Annotated in this window: 16 protein-coding genes; 15 read left to right on the top strand and 1 reads right to left on the bottom strand. The window is 45.6% G+C overall.

Going from position 1 to position 19,687, the window contains the following annotated elements; translation table 11 throughout:
- The first annotated feature begins 127 nt into the window (after positions 1-127).
- The 8 genes from HXT28_RS03420 (at position 128) to pyrE (ending at position 10,711) form a co-directional block, all read left to right on the top strand.
- The gene (locus tag HXT28_RS03420; RefSeq protein WP_422113239.1) at positions 128-3,568 is read left to right on the top strand and encodes a bifunctional [glutamine synthetase] adenylyltransferase/[glutamine synthetase]-adenylyl-L-tyrosine phosphorylase; all 3,441 of its coding nucleotides are present in this window, start codon (positions 128-130) and stop codon (positions 3,566-3,568) included.
- Positions 3,569-3,663: 95 nt separating this feature from the next.
- Entirely contained in the window at positions 3,664-3,897 is a 234-nt protein-coding gene (locus HXT28_RS03415; protein WP_422113238.1) for a hypothetical protein, read from the top strand.
- A 154-nt stretch (positions 3,898-4,051) separates the two neighbouring features.
- Entirely contained in the window at positions 4,052-5,317 is a 1,266-nt protein-coding gene (pyrB, locus tag HXT28_RS03410) for an aspartate carbamoyltransferase (RefSeq protein WP_422113237.1), read from the top strand.
- An 82-nt stretch (positions 5,318-5,399) separates the two neighbouring features.
- Positions 5,400-6,812 carry a dihydroorotase gene (locus HXT28_RS03405; RefSeq protein WP_422113236.1) on the top strand — a complete coding sequence of 471 codons (1,413 nt, stop codon included), beginning with the start codon at positions 5,400-5,402 and terminating at the stop codon, positions 6,810-6,812.
- Positions 6,813-6,852: 40 nt separating this feature from the next.
- On the top strand, positions 6,853-7,896 hold the full coding sequence (gene pyrF, locus HXT28_RS03400; protein WP_422113235.1) for an orotidine-5'-phosphate decarboxylase: 1,044 nt from the start codon (positions 6,853-6,855) through the stop codon (positions 7,894-7,896).
- A gap of 108 nt (positions 7,897-8,004) precedes the next feature.
- Positions 8,005-8,901: a dihydroorotate dehydrogenase electron transfer subunit gene (locus HXT28_RS03395; protein ID WP_422113234.1), complete on the top strand. Its 897-nt coding sequence runs from the start codon at positions 8,005-8,007 to the stop codon at positions 8,899-8,901.
- A 5-nt stretch (positions 8,902-8,906) separates the two neighbouring features.
- Entirely contained in the window at positions 8,907-9,896 is a 990-nt protein-coding gene (locus tag HXT28_RS03390) for a dihydroorotate dehydrogenase (RefSeq protein ID WP_064347293.1), read from the top strand.
- 122 nt (positions 9,897-10,018) lie between these two features.
- Complete coding sequence (gene pyrE, locus HXT28_RS03385; RefSeq protein ID WP_422113233.1) at positions 10,019-10,711, top strand: orotate phosphoribosyltransferase; 693 nt, start codon at positions 10,019-10,021, stop codon at positions 10,709-10,711.
- Here the strand turns inward: pyrE and HXT28_RS03380 are convergent.
- Positions 10,687-11,076, bottom strand: coding sequence for a YccF domain-containing protein (locus HXT28_RS03380; RefSeq protein WP_422113232.1), 390 nt, complete (start codon positions 11,074-11,076; stop codon positions 10,687-10,689). The genes pyrE and HXT28_RS03380 overlap by 25 nt on opposite strands.
- Before the next feature lie 130 nt (positions 11,077-11,206).
- Here HXT28_RS03380 and efp point away from each other — a divergent pair, with 130 nt between their 5' ends.
- From efp to rpoZ, 7 genes are all read left to right on the top strand, one after another.
- Positions 11,207-11,770: an elongation factor P gene (gene efp / locus HXT28_RS03375; protein ID WP_016637442.1), complete on the top strand. Its 564-nt coding sequence runs from the start codon at positions 11,207-11,209 to the stop codon at positions 11,768-11,770.
- A gap of 158 nt (positions 11,771-11,928) precedes the next feature.
- The gene (nusB, locus tag HXT28_RS03370) at positions 11,929-12,444 is read left to right on the top strand and encodes a transcription antitermination factor NusB (protein WP_016637441.1); all 516 of its coding nucleotides are present in this window, start codon (positions 11,929-11,931) and stop codon (positions 12,442-12,444) included.
- Positions 12,445-12,991: 547 nt separating this feature from the next.
- Positions 12,992-14,203, top strand: coding sequence for a glutamine-hydrolyzing carbamoyl-phosphate synthase small subunit (carA, locus tag HXT28_RS03365; protein ID WP_422113231.1), 1,212 nt, complete (start codon positions 12,992-12,994; stop codon positions 14,201-14,203).
- Between the two features lie 51 nt (positions 14,204-14,254).
- Positions 14,255-17,650 (top strand): carbamoyl-phosphate synthase large subunit, encoded by a 3,396-nt coding sequence (gene carB / locus HXT28_RS03360; RefSeq protein WP_064347290.1) that lies wholly within the window; start codon positions 14,255-14,257, stop codon positions 17,648-17,650.
- 3 nt (positions 17,651-17,653) lie between these two features.
- Complete coding sequence (pyrF, locus tag HXT28_RS03355) at positions 17,654-18,565, top strand: orotidine-5'-phosphate decarboxylase (protein WP_016636939.1); 912 nt, start codon at positions 17,654-17,656, stop codon at positions 18,563-18,565.
- A gap of 16 nt (positions 18,566-18,581) precedes the next feature.
- Positions 18,582-19,208 carry a guanylate kinase gene (gmk, locus tag HXT28_RS03350; protein ID WP_016636938.1) on the top strand — a complete coding sequence of 209 codons (627 nt, stop codon included), beginning with the start codon at positions 18,582-18,584 and terminating at the stop codon, positions 19,206-19,208.
- An 83-nt stretch (positions 19,209-19,291) separates the two neighbouring features.
- Positions 19,292-19,576 (top strand): DNA-directed RNA polymerase subunit omega, encoded by a 285-nt coding sequence (rpoZ, locus tag HXT28_RS03345; protein WP_016636937.1) that lies wholly within the window; start codon positions 19,292-19,294, stop codon positions 19,574-19,576.
- The last annotated feature ends 111 nt before the right edge of the window (positions 19,577-19,687 follow it).

The following is a 19,687-nucleotide window of genomic DNA, read 5'->3' as shown; positions in this document are numbered from 1 at the left end:
CAGCAGCAGCTTCCTTCGTGCCAGCGTAAGCTTTTCTCCCATGAGCTTGCGCTGGCATTTTTATGTTCAAGCATGTGCATTGGTTCAAGCATGTGCATTGTACAGCACTACAAGGTAGAGTTGCGGTATGGGAAGTGCGTATATGACAGATGAAATTGCTTATACTAACGAAAACAATGCAGATGCTGTAAGTTCTGCTGTAAGTTCTGCTGTAAGTTCTTCTGTAAGTTCTTCTGTAAGTTCTTCTGTAGGTTCTTCTGTAGGTTCTTCTGTAAGTTCTGCTGTGGGTTCTTCTGCGCTCACATTGAGGAATCTTATTAAAGCAGGATTTGCGCGTCCAGATGCAGCTCGTGAAGCAATTATCGCTATCTGTGAGAACTATGATCAATGCGCTCTTACTCCAACACAACTTCTACAATATGTTGCTAGCGTGGAAGACCCAGATACTGCAGTGCAAGCTTTACGTAGTATTATGCAATCTCAGCCAACAATTATTGCTCAGCTTGCTGCAATATCGCGTAATTCGCCAATGACTTGTGCTTTAGCGTCTTTGATGCAAGTATTAGGCGCCTCTCATGCGATGGGTAACTGGATGCGCATCCATCCAAATCTTATGAAAGCGGCAGCCAATGATCCTGATCATCTGTTTGCTATGACTCGTGAAGAACGTTGCGCTGATTTACTTACTGCTATTCAAGCTTATCGTGCTACAGTAGTTACTTCAGAAAAAAACATATCTGAAAAAATTTCATTGAAAACTGCTTCTGAAGAAAATATTTCCGACCAGTCTACTTCTCAAGAAAGCGCTTCTGCCCAATCTACTTCTCAAGAGGGCGCTTCTGAAAAAAACAATTCTTCTGAAAAAAACAATTCTTTTTACACAATTTCGCTTACTACGCTTGGTTTTGCGCAAGCTGTTTCTGCATTACGCGCACGATATCGTGAACATGTTGCTGCGATTATGTCGGCGGATTTATCGAGCGCTGATCCAGTTGAAGTTCAGCCAGATATTAGTAGAAAACTTTCTGATGCTGCTGATGCTGCGTTAGAAGCTGCGTTGGCTGTTGCGCGTAGTCAGGTTGCTGGTTCTTCTGCATGTAAGTTTGCGATTATTGCTATGGGAAAGCTTGGTGCGCAAGAAATTAACTATGTTTCAGACATTGATTTGATTTATGTTGTAGAACCAGCTGATTTGCACAATCAGGATGCTGTGTTGCGTATTGGCACCTCCATAGCAATGGTGCTACAAAAAGTATGTCAGTCGGTTGTTATGGGTTCGGCAGAACCTCCGCTTTGGCAAATTGATACTGCGCTTCGCCCTGAAGGTAAGGACGGCCCTTTGGTTCGTCGGCTTGAATCTCACCGTGAATATTATGAAAAATGGGCGAGTAGTTGGGAGTTTCAAGCATTGCTAAAGTCGCGTCCTGCGGCGGGGGATGCGGATCTTGGAAAAGCTTATCGTACTATGGTTGAGCCACTTATTTGGAAGGCTTCTGGTCGTGAGCATTTTGTGGCGGATTGTCAGCATATGCGTCAACGTGTGGAATCGCTGATTCCAGCTTCACAGCGTGATCTTGATATGAAGCTTGGTAAGGGTGGTTTGCGTGATGTTGAGTTTACTGTGCAAATGTTGCAACTTGTGCACGGTAGTGAAGATGATTCGCTTCGTGTGCGAGATACGCTTTCTGCTTTACAAGCTCTGGCTGCAGGTGGTTATGTGTCGCGAAATCAAGCAGCAATTTTGGCGGAGCACTACCGTTTTGAGCGTGTGCTTGAGCATCGTCAGCAAATGTGGAGTATGCATCGCACGCATTTGTTCCCAGATTTGGGTGCTCAGGGAAACGGCGGTTTGGATCGCGCTCGTAATATTTCTACAGAGCAGTTGAATAGCAACGAGCAGATTCGTAGGCTTGCGCGTGCTGTGCGGCTTCGCCCGGAAGAGCTAGTTGAGCGTTTTGATAAAGCTCGCCGCGAAATCCGCAATTTGCATAAGGATATTTACTATCGTCCTATGCTTCCAATTAATGCACAAACTGATGCGGATCCTATCGTACTTTCACCGGAAGCTGCTCGCGCGCGCTTTGCGTCTATTGGTTTTGCGGATGCTCGCGCAGCTCAGCTGCATGTTGAAGCGCTTACGGAAGGGCTTTCTAGGGCTGCTAAAATTCATAGAATTCTTCTTCCTGCCGTGTTGAAGTGGCTTGGAGAAGGACAGAATCCTGATATGGGTTTGCTTGCTTGGAGTCGTCTTGCTGAGCGTTTTGGCGGTAAAAGTACGTATCTTGGTTTTTTGCGTGATTCTCCTTCTGCGGCTCAGCGACTATGTCACGTGTTGGCAAATTCGCGCTACCTTGGTGACGCCATGATGCAGTCTATGCAATCGATTACATGGCTTGGTGATGACGAAGCGTTGGCTGCGAGGGATAGAGCAAGTCTTGATATGCAAACGTGTGCAATGGTTGCTCGCTACGCTCATAGCGCTGTTGATTTTGCACAATCTTTGCGTGCTCTTCGCCGTCAGGAAATTGAGCGCGTTGCTTTAGCTTGGATGTGTGAGCTTATTGACGACGATACATCTATGCAGGCTATGAGTGACGTATTTGATGCCGTTCTGGAAGCAGCTTTGAAATGGTCTATGCGCGAAGCTGCTTCGCGTATGAATTTGAGCGCCTCGAATTCAAGCGCTTCTCAAGCTGAAATCGCGATTATTGCTCTTGGTCGCTACGGCGGTAGGGAAGTAAACTTCTGTTCGGACGCGGATATGATGGTAATTTATAAGCCGGTTGGTGAGGATTGCGATTTAGACGCATCTCACCGTTTTGCACAAACAACTGTAGATGTGTTACGCAATATTTTGCAGGGTTCTCTTACTCTTGAGCCAAAAATTATGGTTGATTTGGATTTGCGTCCAGAAGGAAAAGACGGCCCTTTGGTGCGCAGTCTTGAATCTTGCGAAAAGTATTATCGACAATGGGCTAGCACTTGGGAGCATCAAGCGTTGCTTCGCGCTCGTTTTGCTGCAGGTTCTAAAGAATTGGCGGATGCTTTACTTAACGGAGTTGTGAACGACTTGCGTTACGCAAAAAATCCTCTTAGTGAGTCGCAACTTGCTGAAATTCGTAAGCTTAAAGCGCGTATGGAAGCTGAGCGTTTGCCTCGAGGAGTTAGTAGAGACAGGCATTTGAAGCTTGGCCGCGGCGGTTTAAGCGACGTTGAGTGGACTGTTCAGCTTTTGCAATTGCAATACGCTGGTGAATATGAGTCTTTGCGCGTTGTTGGTACGATGCAAGCTTTGAAAGCCTTGCAATCTGAGCATTTAATTGAGGATGAGGATGCTCAAATTTTGGAGCGCTGCTGGCATATGTGCTCTGCTGTGCGCAACGCGAACTTCTTGTGGTCCGGATCAATGTCTCGCGCGGATGTGATTCCAACAGACTCGTATTCTTTGGGCGGAATCGCAACTTATCTTGGCTACGAGCCGAACCAGGGTCGCATTTTTGAAAACGATCTTCTAGCAACCATGCGTCAGTGCCGCGAAATCATGTCTCGTCTTTTCTACGGTCGCTAATTTTGCTGTAGTGAATCTCGTCATCTTTCGCCGCCTTACGTTTATTGTTGTATTCTTTGCTTTACGTTGTAGCTACAGGACGGGAGGTGATTTTAGTGAAAAATGCAGTAATAAGTAATGATGTAAAAGAAAGAGCTAATTCTTCAGTTTTTTATGCTGATGCTTCTTCACCTATAAAACAAGCAGTCAGTAGTGAAAATTTAGAAGAAAATGATGAATTATTATCTACTGATTTTGCTGCCAAACTTATGCATAGTTATAAGCAATCAGTTTCTGGTTTAGCACGCCCTTATGCGGATGTCTTTGCTGAGTTAGAAAAGGGCTTGTAATGAGTTCCTTTAATATTCTTGTTACTCAAGATGCAGAAAATGCTAGTATGTCGCCACTCCGGGAGCGCGGATTCGTCAACGCTCATCAGTAGTATTACGTAGGTCGCGTACAGTCGCGGCCGTCTTGCCAACTAGCGAAAGGTAAGCGATATTTATGACGAACGCAATGAACGCTTCTAGTTCTTCTCATTCATCTAATTCTTCTCATTCTTTGCATCAAACTTTTTCTCGTGACGCAATTGCAAATTCTTTAACAGGCAAAAGCGTTGTTACGTTGGACGATATTTCAACAGCGCAAATACGAATGCTTTTAGATAAAGCGCGATACATTGATTCGCACCGTAAAGAAGTGGCTCACACTTGCGATGGCAGAGTGTTGGCCACTCTTTTTTATGAGCCGAGCACGCGCACTCGCTTAAGTTTTGAAACAGCAATGTTGCGTTTGGGTGGAAAAGTAATCGGATTCGCAGGCGCGCAACTTTCTAGCGCAAGCAAAGGCGAAACGGTAAATGATACTTTAAAAGTTGTTTCAAATTATGTTGACGTAGTCGCTATGCGTCACCCAAAGGAGGGTGCTGCTTTCGTAGCAACGCAAGCTGTGAGCACGCCTATTATTAACGCAGGTGACGGCGGTCACATGCACCCAACTCAAACTCTTGCAGACTTAGCAACGATTCTTGCGCGATTTGGTCGGTTAAATAATCTTACTGTTGGCTTGTGCGGCGACTTAACTTACGGACGCACAGTTCACTCGCTTATCGAAACATTGTGCCGCTTTGGAAACGTTCATTTTGTGCTGATTAGCCCGGATGAGCTGAAAACTCCACAATATGTTATTGACCGCATTAACGACACTCCTTCTTGCACTTACGAAGAAACTCGCGACTTGATGGAAGTAATCGGCGGCTTGGACGTGCTGTACATGACTCGCGTGCAAGAAGAACGTTTTACAGACCGCGAACAATACTTGCGACTTCGTGACACATACATTTTAACGGAAGAAAAATTGCAGAAAGCAAAGTCGCATATGCCTGTGCTGCATCCACTTCCGCGTATTAACGAAATTGCGGTTGATGTTGACGACGACCCGCGTGCAGCATACTTTGAGCAGGTTAAAAACGGTATGCTGATGCGCATGGCTTTGGAAAGTTCCGTTCTTGGCGACGAGCTTTGCGGCTACGAGCCAACCGATTTTGTGAACGTTCCAGAAGACGAATTGCAAGCAGTTGATGCACACGGAATTTCCTTAGCAGATCCTCGCGTGCACACAACTGATGAGAACGCACCTGAAAATCTTAGCTGCCCAAATCCTCGTTGCATAACCAATAGTGAACTAACTCTCAAACGTAAATTCTACAAAGCTGAATCCGATAGACATGAGTATCGTTGTATGTATTGCGACGAAGAAGCGCGTGCCTAACAGTGTGAACGTAGTAAAATTTACTATAAAAATTACATCATCATAAAATTGCATCATAATTTTACGCAAAACTAGGAGTGATATGAACGGAGCACGCACCTTAACTTTGCGCAATATCTCTGTGTGGGATACTGGCGAACGTATTGATCTTGTTGTGGACGGCGTTCGTCAGGATGCCCTTATTGAGCAAAATGCGCGCGTTACTGGCGATATTGATGCAAGCGATTGGGTGGTTGCTCCCGGCTTTGCAGATCCACACGTGCATTTTAGGGATCCAGGTCAAACAGCTAAAGAAACCATGATGACTGGTAGTGAGGCTGCGGCGGCTGGTGGTTACACGCAGGTTTTGATTATGCCGAACACAATTCCTGCAGTTGACGGCGAGCCTTGGGATGATGCTCCTTTTGATGTAGAAAATGTTATTGACTATTTGCAACGTTATGGCTGTATTTATGGCGTAAAATTGCCAGTTCGCTACGATGTAAGCGTGTGCGCATCTTTGGGACGCGAGGGCTTAGCACCAAGCAATATTGAACTTTGGAAAAAGTATGTTGCAGGAATTGGCGACGACGAAAAAACGTCCCCAATGAAAAAGCATCCGATTACTGCCATAAGTGACGACGGTGCTGCAGTTCCAGAACCAATTTTGCGAGACGTTTTGGCTATGGCAAAGAAAACTGGTTTGCCTTTCGTTGAGCATTGCGAGCATCATACTGCGGGAGCTGTGAACGCTGGTCCTGTTGCAAAAATGCTGGGGGTCGGTGGAATTCCGGCTTCAACAGAGCTTGCAATCGTTCAGCGAGATATCGATGCTGCTAAAGAAACTGGAGTGCACGTGCACTTCCAGCATGTGAGCACAGCGGCAGCTTTTGAAGCAATTCGTAAAGCGAAAAAGGCGGGTTTGCCAATTACTTGCGAAACAGCGCCACACTATGTTGCTTTGTGTGATGAGGATGTGCTGAAGTACGGGTCAATGGCAAAAATGAATCCGCCGCTTCGTTCTAAAGCGGATCGTCAAGCAACGCTCGCTGCTATTGCAGATGGCACAATCGACATGATTGCAACAGATCACGCGCCTCACACTGCGGAAGAAAAGTCGGGAGATTTCGCAAAAACTCCTAACGGAATTATTGGGCTTGAGTGCGCGTACGGTGTGTGCCGCAAAGTTTTGGTTGATGCAGGGTACACGGATGATAAGCATTTGATTGAATTAATGTCGGTAAATCCGATGCAATTAATGAGCAGAAGACCTACTGATATTGCGGCTTTGTTGAACGTTTCTTCGCGATGCGCAAACAAGCGAACACTGCACTTGAGTATTACTGAGCATCCTGAAAATGTTGATTTGGTGTTGATTAATATGCGCGAAAATTGGACGGTTGATGCGAATTCGTTCCATTCAAAAGCTCGAAACACGCCTTTTGACGGTTGGCAGCTTACGGGCAGACCAGTAGCAACGATTATTGGTTCTGAAATCGCGTTCTCAAGAATGTGACTTTCTGTACAGATTATTTGCATTGAGGTTGGTAACAATTATGGACGAGCTGATGGAAGCAATTGCAGCCAAACAAAATCCTAGTGTCGTGGGATTGGATCCTAAACCGGGTATTGTGCCTGCAGAAATTATGAGCGGTCTTGCTGACGAAGTTCTGCAAGAAGTAGCAGGTGAAGATGCGTTGCCAACGCTTCTTGCTACCGCTTATTTTGAGTTTAATCGCGCGATTATTGATGCGGTTGCGGATATTGTGCCTGCTGTAAAGCCGCAAATCGCAATGTATGAGGCGCTTGGTTCCGCTGGAATGGATACGTACGCAATGACTTGCGAATACGCAAAATTGCAAGGATTAGTTGTAATAGGTGACGCAAAGCGAGGAGATATTGGCTCTACAGCAGGACAGTATGCGGCTCATTTAAGCGGTTTTGCTCATCTTTCTGCATATTTTGACGGCGAAAACGCTACTGGTAACGTGCTGCCTCAATCTCTGAATGATCTTCTACAAAGCTCTAAAAATCTTGACGTGTGGCATGAAGATTCGCTTACTGTTAACCCTTATATGGGTTCGGATGGTGTGAAGCCTTTTATTGACGAAGCAGTAGCACACAATAAAAGTATTTTTGTGCTATTGCGTACGTCAAATCCTTCGAGCAAGGAACTTCAGGAGCTTATTGTGCAAGATGGTAAGCCTGTGTACGAGCATATGGCTGATTTGATTGAAAACTGGGGTGCTTCAACTATTGGTAAGCACGGTTATTCTAGGGTTGGTGCGGTTGTGGGAGCTACGCACCCGGAGGAGGGGAAGCATTTGCGCGAGGTAATGCCGCATACTTTCTTCCTAGTTCCAGGCTACGGTGCTCAAGGTGGCACTGCTCAAGATGTTGCCGGAATGTTTGATAAAAACAGTGAAGGCGCTATTGTGAACTCTTCGCGCGGTATTATTGGTGCTTGGCGAAAATCTCAAGATTATGTGAATAATCAAGGCAATATGTCTCTCGATAATATTCTTGATATTGTGCGCGAATCTGCGGCTGTTGCTGCGCGAAATATGCGAGATGACTTACGTCAGGCAGTATATCGCTAATATGTATAACTAAAAAAGTAAAACTGAAAAACTAAAACTAAAAATAAAAAATAATCGAATAACCAAAACGCAACGGTACAAAACACATATAAGGGTAGGGGAAACCACATGAGTGATGGCATGTTTATTCCAACGCGAAAAGCCTCGGGAAACGCCATAATTACGTTACGTGAAGACGCTTTTGATTCTTCAGGATCCTGCGCGTCGAACGAAAGTGACAATGCGAAATACTCGCGTCTTTGGGGTCGTAGAGCTGTAGAAGTGCTTAATAACGAAAAGCTTGACGAAGGCGTGTACCGTTTGACGTTGCGAGATTCCGAGATTGCTCAGCATGCTAAACCTGCACAATTTGTGAACTTGTATTCTCCTGATCCAACTGCTATGCTTCCTCGTCCTTTTGGTGTGGCAAGTGTAGAAGGTGATACGTTTACGCTGATTTTTGCTGTGATTGGCAAAGGCACTGCTGAGTTTGCTGAACTTAAGCCTGGAGATAGCGTTGATGCGCTGGGACCTTTGGGATTAGGTTTTAATATTTCTGAGCCTGCGCATTATGTGTTGGTTAGTGGCGGTTTGGGTGTGCCGCCTATTATGTGTGCGGCTCAAGCTTTGAGTGAGCGCAAGGATTCTAGCGTAACAGCAGTGCTTGGCTACCGTAGTAAGCGTTTTGCAGACGACTTCATGAAGGAATATATTGCAGACGTACACAGTATTACAAATGCTGAAGGTATGGTTATTACGCTTCTTGACGAACTTGAGCAACATCATCATTTTGATTTTGAAGACGATTTGCCAACAGTGATTTTGTCTTGTGGACCTTTGCCTATGATGAAAGCCGTAGCTCATTGGGCGCATGAGCGTAACATGCGATGCCAGCTAAGTCTTGAGGCGCGCATGGGATGCGGTTATGGAACTTGCGTTGCTTGCGTGGTTGATACTTTGGAAGGCAGACTGAAAGTTTGTAACGACGGACCAGTTTTTGATGCGAATCGTTTGGGTTGGGAGTAAAAAATATGAATGCTGTAAATAATGCCGAAAATAATGCTGAAAATAGCGTAAATAACGCTGCAACTTTTGGTTTCGATACTAGTCACGTATGGAAGCACCCAACTCAAGTTGCAGGCGTTCAGTGGAAGAATATGGTTGGAACTGCTTCCGGAACTTTCCAGCTTGCAGCATGCCGACGCTTTTACGACGTAAGTCAGCTCGGCGCAATTTGCACTAAAGGCGTTTCTCCAGTCCCTTGGGAGGGTAATCCTTCTCCGCGCACTGCAGAATCTCCTTCCGGAATGGTGAATGCAGTCGGTTTGCAAAATCCTGGAGTCGACCATTATCTTATTGACGAGCTGCCAAAACTAAAATCCATGGGAGCGCTTGTTATTACTAATGTTGCAGGCCACAGTGACGACGATTATGCGCAAGTTGTTGAAAAGCTTGCTGATTCTTCTGCCGACATGCTTGAAATTAATGTGAGCTGCCCGAACGTAACTCACGGTGGAATGAGCGTTGGTACAGATCCTGTGGCATTGCACCGCTTAATTAAGCGACTTCGTGCCATGACAAATAAGCCGATGATTGTAAAAATGACGCCAAATGTGACGGATATTGTGTCGATTTGCAAGGCTGCGGTTGACGCTGGAGCGGACGCTTTAAGCATGATTAACACGCTGGTTGGTTTGCGAATTGATATTCGAACTGGTGAGCCGATTATTGCAAACCGTACGGGCGGCGTTTCTGGACCTGCGATTTTCCCGATTGGACTTGGATTCGTGTGGCGAGTGCGTCAAGCTATGCCAGATATTCCAATTATTGGCATTGGTGGCATTGATTCTGGCGAAAAAGCTTTGGAATATTTGTATGCCGGAGCAAACGCAGTAGAAGTGGGGGCGGCAGCACTGGTGGACCCTACTGCTCCGATTCGCATTGCGCGCGAGCTTGACGATTTGCTTGATTCTAGGCCAAAGCTTGCTTCTTTGCTTGCTGAAGGCAAAACTTGGCGCTGAAGCGCGAATAAAATCGTGACTAAAAGCGCGAATAAAATCGTGACTAATGAGCGAATAAAATCGCAAATAAAATCTTAAAATATCTTAAAAAATAAAAATACTCAAAAGAAAGAGAGAAGAAAATGGCTTCATTAGATGAACGTTTCACAAAGTTTTTGCTTGATTCAGGTGCGCTAAAATTTGGCGACTTTACGCTGAAATCTGGTCGTCAATCTCCGTATTTTATTAATGCTGGAGCGTTCGATGATGGCATGAAAATTTCAACTTTGGGCTCATACTACGCTCAGCGCGTAATGGCTGCAATCGAAGAAGGCAAACTTCCACAAGATATCGACACTGTTTTCGGCCCTGCTTATAAGGGTATTCCGCTGGCAGTTTCTACAGCAATGGCTTTAACGAATAATCACAATATGCCAGTCGGCTTTACTTTCGACCGCAAAGAGCGCAAAGATCACGGCGACGGCGGAATAATGGTTGGAAAACCACTCAAAGATGGTATGAAAGTGCTACTTGTTGACGACGTGATGACAGCTGGAACTGCAGTGCGCGAAACTTTGCCGAAGCTTAAGGCGGAAGCAGATGTGGAAGTTGTTGGCTTGATTTTGGCAGTAGATAGAATGGAACGCACGAAAGACAGTGAACTTTCAGCAGTAAAAGCAGTCGAGCAGGAGTTTGGATTCCCTGTTTTGCCAATTGCAAACGTGCGCGAAATTTTCGCTGCAGCTGAGCGTTTAGTTACTGCTGACGGAAAGCCAGTTATGGATGAGGAATTAGTTGCGCGTGCTGCAAACTATATGCGTACATACGGTGCGTAACTGTCCTCTACAATTTCGGAACCAAATGGCCATAGCGCAAGTTTTGCCATTTTAAAGGCTTGGATGCCAAATGGAATGCCAATAATTGTGCAGCAGCAAATGAATCCTGAAATAACATAGCCTAACGCAAGCATTGGCCCAATGAGAAATATAATCCATAATATATTCCAAATTGTGCTAACGCCACCAGTATAAATAACATGCTTTCCAAATGGTGTAAGCGTGAGTATTGCCATTTTGAAAGCTTGCATACCGAACGGTATGCCAATAATGGTTATGCAAAGTAATAATCCTATGAAAAACCAGCTTGCTGCAAGGAAAAGACCACCGAATAACAGCCACACAATATTCCCAAAAAGTTTCATAATGCTCAGTATATAATCTCGATGATATTGATACACGAGTGCATAAGTTGATACTGTGTGGCATAATAAGCAAGGTTTATTTCTTAGCTGCACACATTGCAGCTGTATTAGCGAAAGAAACGGGTAACTCGTGGCACAAACTACCAATGATATTAAAAATGGATCGGTTTTGAACCTTGAAGGTCAGCTTTGGACCGTCGTTAAGTTCCAGCATGTAAAGCCAGGCAAGGGTCCTGCTTTCGTGCGTACCACCATTAAGAACGTGCTCTCGGGCAAGATTGTCGACAAGACTTTTAACGCCGGCATGAAGATGGAGTTCGAGACCGTTGATAATCGTACTTTGCAATATTCTTATGAAGATGGCGATAACTTCGTTTTCATGGATATGACCACCTATGATCAGGTGTATATTCCTAAGGAGTTAGTTGGCGAGCAAAGCAAGTACTTGCTTGAGGGTACTGATTGCATCGTGAGCTTCCATGATGGTACTCCTTTGAGTGTTGAGCTTCCAGCTTCCGTAATTTTGACTATTACTCACACTGAGCCAGGCTTGCAGGGCAACCGTGCTAATGCTGGTACCAAGCCTGCAACCGTGGAAACCGGTGCTGAAATCCAGGTTCCACTCTTCGTGGGTGAAGGTGAAAAGGTGAAGGTCGACACTCGTGACGGCTCTTACCTTGGTCGTGAAAACTAAGATTAGCTAGTTGCATAGAGATAACTAACTCATTGTAAAATAATTTTTATAGAGTGACCCGGTGACGATTTTTCGTTACTGGGTCGCGCAATTTTCGTATCAAACTAGTATCAGAATTGTAATATCGCAATACATACTTTGTACAGAAGGGCGCTATTATGGCACGTTCCACCGCTCGCAAAAGGGCTTTAAATACGCTGTATGAGGCGGATGAGAAGAATCAGCATATTCTTTCTTTGCTTGAGGAGCGAGTTAAAGAGCCTGGCGCTCAAACTCCGCTTCCGGAATATGCTATTGAGATTGTTCGAGGCGTAGGAGAGCGACGTAACAGAATTGATAAGACGCTGAACCGCTATTCAACTGGCTGGAAAGTTGGCAGAATGGCAGTTATTGATCGTAATATTTTGCGCATTGCAGTGTGGGAGATACTACTAAACGACGAAATTCCAGATAAAGTTGCAATCGATGAAGCAATTGCGCTAGCTAAAACCTATAGTGACGATGAAGCTATTGCCTTTATTCACGGCTTGTTGAGCGCAGTTGTGGCAGATAAAGACGCTTGCTTGGCAAAGTTTAATGGCGAAGCGCAGGACTCTGGAGACGCTAGCGAAGATGCTTCTGCGGAAGCTGGTGCTGATTCTGGTGCAACTACTGACGAAACTGCTGCCGAGTAAGAAGCTTTGCAGTTGTGCTATGCTTCCGTCGATTTCTGTTGATTGGATAACACTAGCACTAATGCTCTGCAGACATCGATTTCTATTGATTGGTAGCACTAGCATTAATGCTTTGCTGCCATCACGCCAAACCTTCCTATCAATTACAAGACAAAGCGTAAGTTATTGCGCTACTTTAGTTGCACTTAGCAAACCACGCACTTTCGTAACTTTTTGCACGAGTCTATGAGTTTTGTGTTAAAGATTATTAACTTAGAGTCTAAAGAAATTTCGGGCAGAGCACTAAAAGAGGACTGAGCGAACGCAACATAACATAAACAAGGTTTTGTTACAGTAAAAATGTTTCACATAAGTGCGGAGCGAAGGACGGAACGTGCGATGCTGAAATTTCTTTAGACTCATCAAAGTAACAATCTAAAACATCAGTCAAAACTCATAGACGATACGCAAGAATGCAGGACGCGCAATAACTTATCGCCGGCGCGTCGCCAGTCCGCCAATCTGAGTAAACTTGCCACGAATATCCTAAAGCCATAAGGGGGTTAAGGTGGATTACAACGACACCTTTGCCGGATTCGGCAGTGATGATGCAGTATTGGTGTTGGAGGATGGTCAGGTTTACGTTGGTAAGCCTTTTGGTGCGCAAGGTTCTACGCGCGCTGAGATTGTGTTCTCCACGGGCATGACTGGTTATCAAGAAACATTAACTGATCCAAGTTATGATCAACAAATCGTAGTTCAAACATTCCCACACATCGGTAATACGGGGATGAATCACGAAGATCCTGAATCTCATCGCATTTGGGTTGCAGGTTACGTGGTTAAGGAGCCAAGCCCAGTAGTTAGCAATTGGCGAGCTGAAGGTTCCTTGGAAGACGATTTACAAAAACAAGGTATCGTTGGCATTAGTGGTATTGATACTCGAAAGCTGGTACGTCATTTACGCTCCGTAGGCGTTATGCGTGCCGGCATTTTTTCTCATAAGGCCCTGGTTGATTCGTCAACCGGGGCTTTTCGTACCGTCGCTTCTTTCGTTGACGAAATTAAGCAGACTCCTCAAATGCAGGGCTTGCGTTTAACGGATGAAGTCAGTACTCAAGAAACATACACGATTGAGCCTTGCGATGATTTTGAAGGAAAAGATCCGCTTTATACGGTTGTGGCAGTCGACTTTGGTATTAAATCTATGACTCCTCACCGTTTGGCTGAGCGCGGTTGCCGCGTGCACGTTGTAAGCTCCTCAATCAGCTTTGAATCTCTGCAAGCGCTGAACGCAGATGGCGTATTCTTCTCGAATGGTCCTGGAGATCCTGCTCAAGCAAATCGCGAAGTTGAGCTTTTGCGCAAAGTTTTGGACGCGGGCTATCCGTTCTTTGGCATCTGCTTTGGAAACCAGCTGCTTGGTCGCGCTCTCGGCTTTGGTACGTACAAACTGAAGTTTGGTCACCGCGGTATTAATCAGCCTGTAAAAGACATAACAACCGGAAAAGTGGAAGTTACGGCTCACAATCACGGCTTCGCAGTGGACGCACCTCTTGACGGTCCTGTGCAATCTCCTTACGAAAACGGTCACTTTGGTCGCGTCATGGTGTCGCATATTGACTTGAACGACAATGTTGTAGAAGGCTTGCAATGCCTTGATATACCAGCGTTCTCAGTGCAATATCACCCGGAAGCTGCAGCAGGCCCACACGATGCCTCCTACCTCTTTGACCGCTTTGTGCAATTGATGCGTGAAAACACTCGAAAAAACAAGTAATACTCGAAAAAGCAAGTAATATTTTAAGATTTACGGAAAGAGAAATTTACTATGCCAAAACGTACTGATATTAAGTCGGTTATGGTAATTGGTTCCGGTCCGATTGTTATTGGTCAGGCTGCAGAATTTGATTATTCAGGAACGCAAGCTTGCCGAGTGTTGCATGAAGAAGGCATTCGCGTTATCTTAGTCAACTCTAACCCGGCTACGATTATGACCGACCCGGAGCTTGCGGATGCAACGTATATTGAACCAATTGACACTTCGATTTTGGAGCGCATTATTGCTAAAGAGCGCCCGGATGCGCTTCTTCCAACGCTTGGTGGTCAAACTGCGCTTAATGCTGCAATGGATTTGGGTCGTGCAGGAATCCTCGAAAAATATAACGTTGAGCTTATTGGCGCTTCTTTGGAAGCAATCGATCGCGGCGAAGATCGTGAGCTTTTCAAAAAAGTCGTTGAAAAAGCCGGTGCAGAGTCTGCAAAATCCTTTATTGCTCACTCAATCGAAGAAGTAGACAACATTGTTGAAACTTTAGGATACCCGGTAGTAGTACGCCCAAGCTTCACCATGGGCGGCCTCGGCTCTGGCATTGCTCATAACGAAGAAGAGCTCCACCGCATTGCAGGAGCAGGCATTCACTATTCTCCAACCAATGAAGTGCTTATTGAAGAAGGCATTGAAGGTTGGAAGGAATTTGAGCTTGAGCTTATGCGCGATGCAAAAGATAACGTCGTAGTTGTTTGCCCAATCGAAAACGTTGACCCTGTAGGCGTGCACACGGGTGACTCAATTACCGTAGCTCCTTGCTTTACGCTTACCGACCGTGAGTATCAGAAGATGCGCGATATTGGTATTGCGATTATTCGAGGCGTTGGTGTCGACACCGGCGGATGCAATATTCAGTTCGCAATCAACCCTCAAACCGGCCGCATCATTGTCATTGAAATGAATCCGCGCGTATCGCGTTCTTCCGCGCTCGCATCCAAAGCAACTGGCTTCCCAATCGCAAAAATCGCAACAAAACTTGCTCTCGGCTACACTTTAGACGAAATTCAAAACGATATTACGCGTTCAACTCCTGCAAGCTTCGAGCCAACAATCGATTACGTCGTAACGAAGATTCCGCGCTTTGCGTTTGAAAAGTTCCCAGGAGCAGATACCACGCTTACTACTTCCATGAAGTCAGTTGGTGAAGCAATGGCTTTGGCTGGAAACTTCCAGGAATCTCTCGGAAAAGCAATGCGCTCAATCGACAAGCGTCACGCATGCTTTAACTGGGACGGCGAGCGCCCAAGCAAGGAAGAAGTTAGTAAACTTCTTGAAGAAATGCACATTCCAACTGAGCATCGCTACTTGCAAATTCAGCGCGCGCTGTGGGGCGGAGCAACGCCGGAGCAGATTTTTGCAGCAACAAAAATCGACCCTTGGTTTGTAGAGCAGCTGGCTCAAATTAACGAGACTGCGCTCGCGGTTCGTGAAGCTGAAACTTTAACTCCTAAGGTTTTGAAGCGCGCTAAGCTCGCAGGTCTTTCGGACGTGCAAATTGCGCATTTGCGTAATCTTGGTGACGAAGGCGAAAACATGGTTCGTGAGCTTCGCTGGGCTTACGGTTTGCGCCCTGTTTACAAGACGGTTGATACTTGCGCAGCTGAATTTGATGCAGCAACGCCTTACTACTATTCTTGCTACGCTGACGAAAGCGAGTTGAAGAAGCGCGATCGTGAAGCTGTGATTATCCTTGGTTCTGGCCCGAACCGAATTGGCCAGGGTATTGAGTTTGATTACACTTGCGTTCACGCTGTTCAGGAATTGGGTAAGGATTACGACACTATTATGGTGAATTGCAATCCTGAAACAGTTTCTACGGATTACGACATGTCTGACCGTCTTTACTTTGAGCCTCTTACTTTTGAAGATGTGCTTGAAATTTACGAAGCGGAAAAGAAGCTTGGTCCTGTTAAGGGTGTGATTGTACAGCTTGGTGGTCAAACGCCACTTTCGTTGGCTGCGCGTCTTAAAGCTGCAGGAGTTCCAATTTTGGGAACTACTCCTGAGGCTATTGATTTGGCGGAAAATCGTGAGCTGTTTGGTGAGGTTCTTCGTCAAGAAGGCATGAACGCTCCTCGATACGGCACAGCTTTAAGTCTTGAGGAAGCAAAAGATGCAGCTCATGCAATCGGCTACCCGGTTCTTGTGCGCCCAAGCTACGTGCTCGGTGGTCGTGGCATGGAAATCGTGTACGATGACGCTCAGCTTGCAAAGTATGTTGAGCGCGCTTTGGATGAAGCTCGAGCAGACACGGTTGTTTCTGGTCGCTTACCTTCGCCGCTTTTGATTGATAAGTTCCTTCAGGACGCTATTGAAATCGACGTTGACGCGCTGTATGACGGCAACGAGCTGTATATTGGCGGCATTATGGAGCATGTTGAGGAAGCTGGCGTGCACTCTGGTGACGCTGCTTGCACACTCCCTCCAAGCACGCTTTCGGACGATCAGATTCGTCGTCTTCGTGAGGGCACGCTTTCGATTGCTCGCGGCTGCTCGGTTCGTGGTCTTATTAACGTTCAATACGCTTTTATGGCTAACACATTGTACGTAATTGAAGCAAATCCTCGCGCTTCTCGTACTGTTCCATTTGCTTCTAAAGCTACTGGTGTTGCTCTTGCTAAAGCGGCTGCTCGAATTATGGCAGGTGAAACAATCGCTCAACAGCGTAAGCGCGGACTTCTTCTTCCAAAGGGAGATGGTGGTGATATTCACCCAGGTCAGCAGGTTGCTATTAAAGCTTCTGTGCTACCTTTCAAGCGTTTCCGCACTCCTGTTGGTCGCACTGTTGATATTTTGCTCGGACCTGAAATGCGCTCTACTGGCGAAGTTATGGGCTTTGACCGCGACTTCCCGCACGCTTTTGCTAAGAGCCAGCTTGCAGCATACAAGGGTGGTTTGCCAACCAGTGGCAATGTGTTCGTGTCTGTAAGTGATGCGGATAAGCGTCAACTTCCACTTCTTGCAGTGCGCTTAGTAGAACTTGGTTTCACAATTTGGGCTACTGAAGGTACTGCTTCGGTGCTTCGTCGTTACGGTATTGATTCTGTGATTGTCGATAAACTTTCTAGTCAAGGCGACACGGCGAAGGATGTGCGTAATAGCGAGTATAGCAAGGAAAGAATCGGTAAAAATGTTGTAGAGCTTATCGAAAATGGTAAGATTGATATGGTACTCAACACACCGAATTCAAGAGGGTCTCGTACGGACGGCTATGCTATTCGTGCGGCAGCTGTAGCGGCGGATCTTCCACAATTCACTACTATTACCGAATTTGCACCAGTCTTAATGGCTATTGAAGCTGTTAAGAACAACGATTATCAGGTGATGAGCATCCAAGAGCATGCTCAACAGCTGTTTGCAATTGAACAGGCAGAAAGTCAAGAAAGTCGGGCTTAATACATGACCGAGAGCATCCGTAATCAAGAATTACAGGCGCAACGATCTAATTTTGGTTTGCGTTTGAAGAACGCTATGGCTAAATATGGTCCTTTATGCGTAGGTATTGATCCTCATCGCAAAATGTTGCTGAACTGGGGATATAACGTGGATGCTCTCGGCGCTGAGCTGTTCTCTATGCGTATGTTACAAGCTATGAATGGCAGAGCTGCTGCAGTAAAATTCCAGTCAAGCATGTTCGAGCGTTACGGTTCTAAAGGTTTCGCAGCGCTTGAACGTGTGTTGTATGCTGCTCGTCAAATGGACATTATTACCATTGTTGATTGTGGTCATGGTGGTTTATCTACTACTATTTCTGCGCTTGCTGACGCATATTTTAAGCCGGACGCGCCGCTGCTTGCCGACGCTATTACTTTGCTTCCGTATTATGGTGCTCGTTCAATGGGTGGCTTAATTAACGAAGCGCTTAATAATGGTCGAGGCGTTTTTATTGCTTCTCTTACGTCTAATCGTGAAGGTGCAAGTTTGCAAACTGCAATCCGACAAAGTGGAACTTATCGCGGAACTACTGTAGCTCATGGAATTGCGCAAACTGCTCAAAGTTTTAATAATAAAACTAAGGGTTTGGGCTCAGTTGGCTTAATTGTTGGCGCTACTATTGGTGACTGGATGAACGGTGGCGGTATTGACGTTACAAGTTTTACTGGTCCAATTCTTTCTCCTGGTTATGGTTGGCAGGGCGCAGAAGCAAATGACTTGAAGCGTGTTTTTGCTGGTACACATGGTAATGTATTGGTAACTGTTTCGCGTTCTATTGCCTCGCATGGTCCTAGTATTGGGGATCTTTCCGCTGCAACTGAGCGTATAGCATGGGATATTCGCCAAGCGCTTATTGACTCAGACGAACATGCTTAAGTGAGAGGGTAAAGACATGACTACCAAAGGTGATGTGACTGCTTCGCAAGATTCGCGTTCTTCACAGGTTAAGCGTCGTTTAATCGTATTAACCGGCCCTACTGCAGCTGGTAAAGGTACAGTAGAGGGGATACTTCGTGAAAAACATCCTCACATTTGGTTGTCTGTTTCGGCTACTACTCGCGATCCTCGGCCGGGTGAGTTTAATGGTATTCACTATTGGTTCTTGGATGAAGAAGAGTTTGAGCGTCGTAGGCGCAATGGTGAGTTTTTGGAAACTGCTTTAGTGCACGGTATGGCGCATTACGGTACGCTACTGCAGCCGGTTTTGGATCATCTTGAGCAAGATATTCCTACTTTGTTAGAAATTGATTTGCAAGGTGCTCGACGTGTTAAGCAAGAGTCTGCGCGTCTTGGTTTGGAAGTTATATACGTTTTTATTGCTCCGCCAAGTTTTGAGGAACTTAAGCGTCGTCTTATTGGCAGAGGCACTGAAACTCCTGAGCAGCAAGCAAAACGTTTGGAGACAGCAAAAGTTGAGATTGCTGCAGCCAGCGAATTTGATGTTGTTATTGTTAATGACAATGCTGAGCGCGCGGCAGACGAACTTTGGAATGTTATTGCTCGCGAATACGACTTATAAATATCACTTACCGCAATATCCAAGAGATAACCTATAATAATCCTTTTGGAACTATTGTGGCACCATAGAATTTGGAGAATATTATGGCATTAGGCACTCAGCCAACACCTACGGGTCTTGCGAATCCACCAATTGACGATTTGATGCAACATGCGGATTCCAAGTATGCGCTTGCCTTATTTGCTGCAAAACGAGCACGTCAAATTAATGCTTATTTCACCCAGCTGAATGAAGGTTTGCTGCAAAATGTTGGCCCATTAGTTGAGTATCAAAATCAAGAAAAACCTTTATCTATTGCTTTCCGCGAGATTAATAACGGCTCGCTAGAAGAAACGCTTGGTGAAGACGATTTATCTGAAGGCAATTAACAAGTAATAAGAATTATATTACTGTAGCGTCTTTTATACATGTAATCGCAGTCGTGTCATCTGTGTTTGTTCGGATGCCGACTGCGTTTTTTCGCTTATATAGCCTTTATT

The sequence above is a fragment of the Gardnerella washingtoni genome (genome assembly GCF_049262705.1).
Classification (GTDB): Bacteria; Actinomycetota; Actinomycetes; order Actinomycetales; family Bifidobacteriaceae; genus Bifidobacterium; species Bifidobacterium vaginale_D.
This window is presented reverse-complemented; position numbering and strand designations above follow the sequence as displayed.

Coding starts and splice junctions, on each gene's coding strand:
- HXT28_RS03420 (WP_422113239.1), top strand. CDS start 128: ATGGGAAGTGCGTATATGACAGATGAAATTGCTTATACTAACGAAAAC.
- pyrB (WP_422113237.1), top strand. CDS start 4,052: ATGACGAACGCAATGAACGCTTCTAGTTCTTCTCATTCATCTAATTCT.
- HXT28_RS03405 (WP_422113236.1), top strand. CDS start 5,400: ATGAACGGAGCACGCACCTTAACTTTGCGCAATATCTCTGTGTGGGAT.
- pyrF (WP_422113235.1), top strand. CDS start 6,853: ATGGACGAGCTGATGGAAGCAATTGCAGCCAAACAAAATCCTAGTGTC.
- HXT28_RS03395 (WP_422113234.1), top strand. CDS start 8,005: ATGAGTGATGGCATGTTTATTCCAACGCGAAAAGCCTCGGGAAACGCC.
- HXT28_RS03390 (WP_064347293.1), top strand. CDS start 8,907: ATGAATGCTGTAAATAATGCCGAAAATAATGCTGAAAATAGCGTAAAT.
- pyrE (WP_422113233.1), top strand. CDS start 10,019: ATGGCTTCATTAGATGAACGTTTCACAAAGTTTTTGCTTGATTCAGGT.
- HXT28_RS03380 (WP_422113232.1), bottom strand. CDS start 11,076: ATGAAACTTTTTGGGAATATTGTGTGGCTGTTATTCGGTGGTCTTTTC.
- nusB (WP_016637441.1), top strand. CDS start 11,929: ATGGCACGTTCCACCGCTCGCAAAAGGGCTTTAAATACGCTGTATGAG.
- carB (WP_064347290.1), top strand. CDS start 14,255: ATGCCAAAACGTACTGATATTAAGTCGGTTATGGTAATTGGTTCCGGT.
- pyrF (WP_016636939.1), top strand. CDS start 17,654: ATGACCGAGAGCATCCGTAATCAAGAATTACAGGCGCAACGATCTAAT.
- gmk (WP_016636938.1), top strand. CDS start 18,582: ATGACTACCAAAGGTGATGTGACTGCTTCGCAAGATTCGCGTTCTTCA.
- rpoZ (WP_016636937.1), top strand. CDS start 19,292: ATGGCATTAGGCACTCAGCCAACACCTACGGGTCTTGCGAATCCACCA.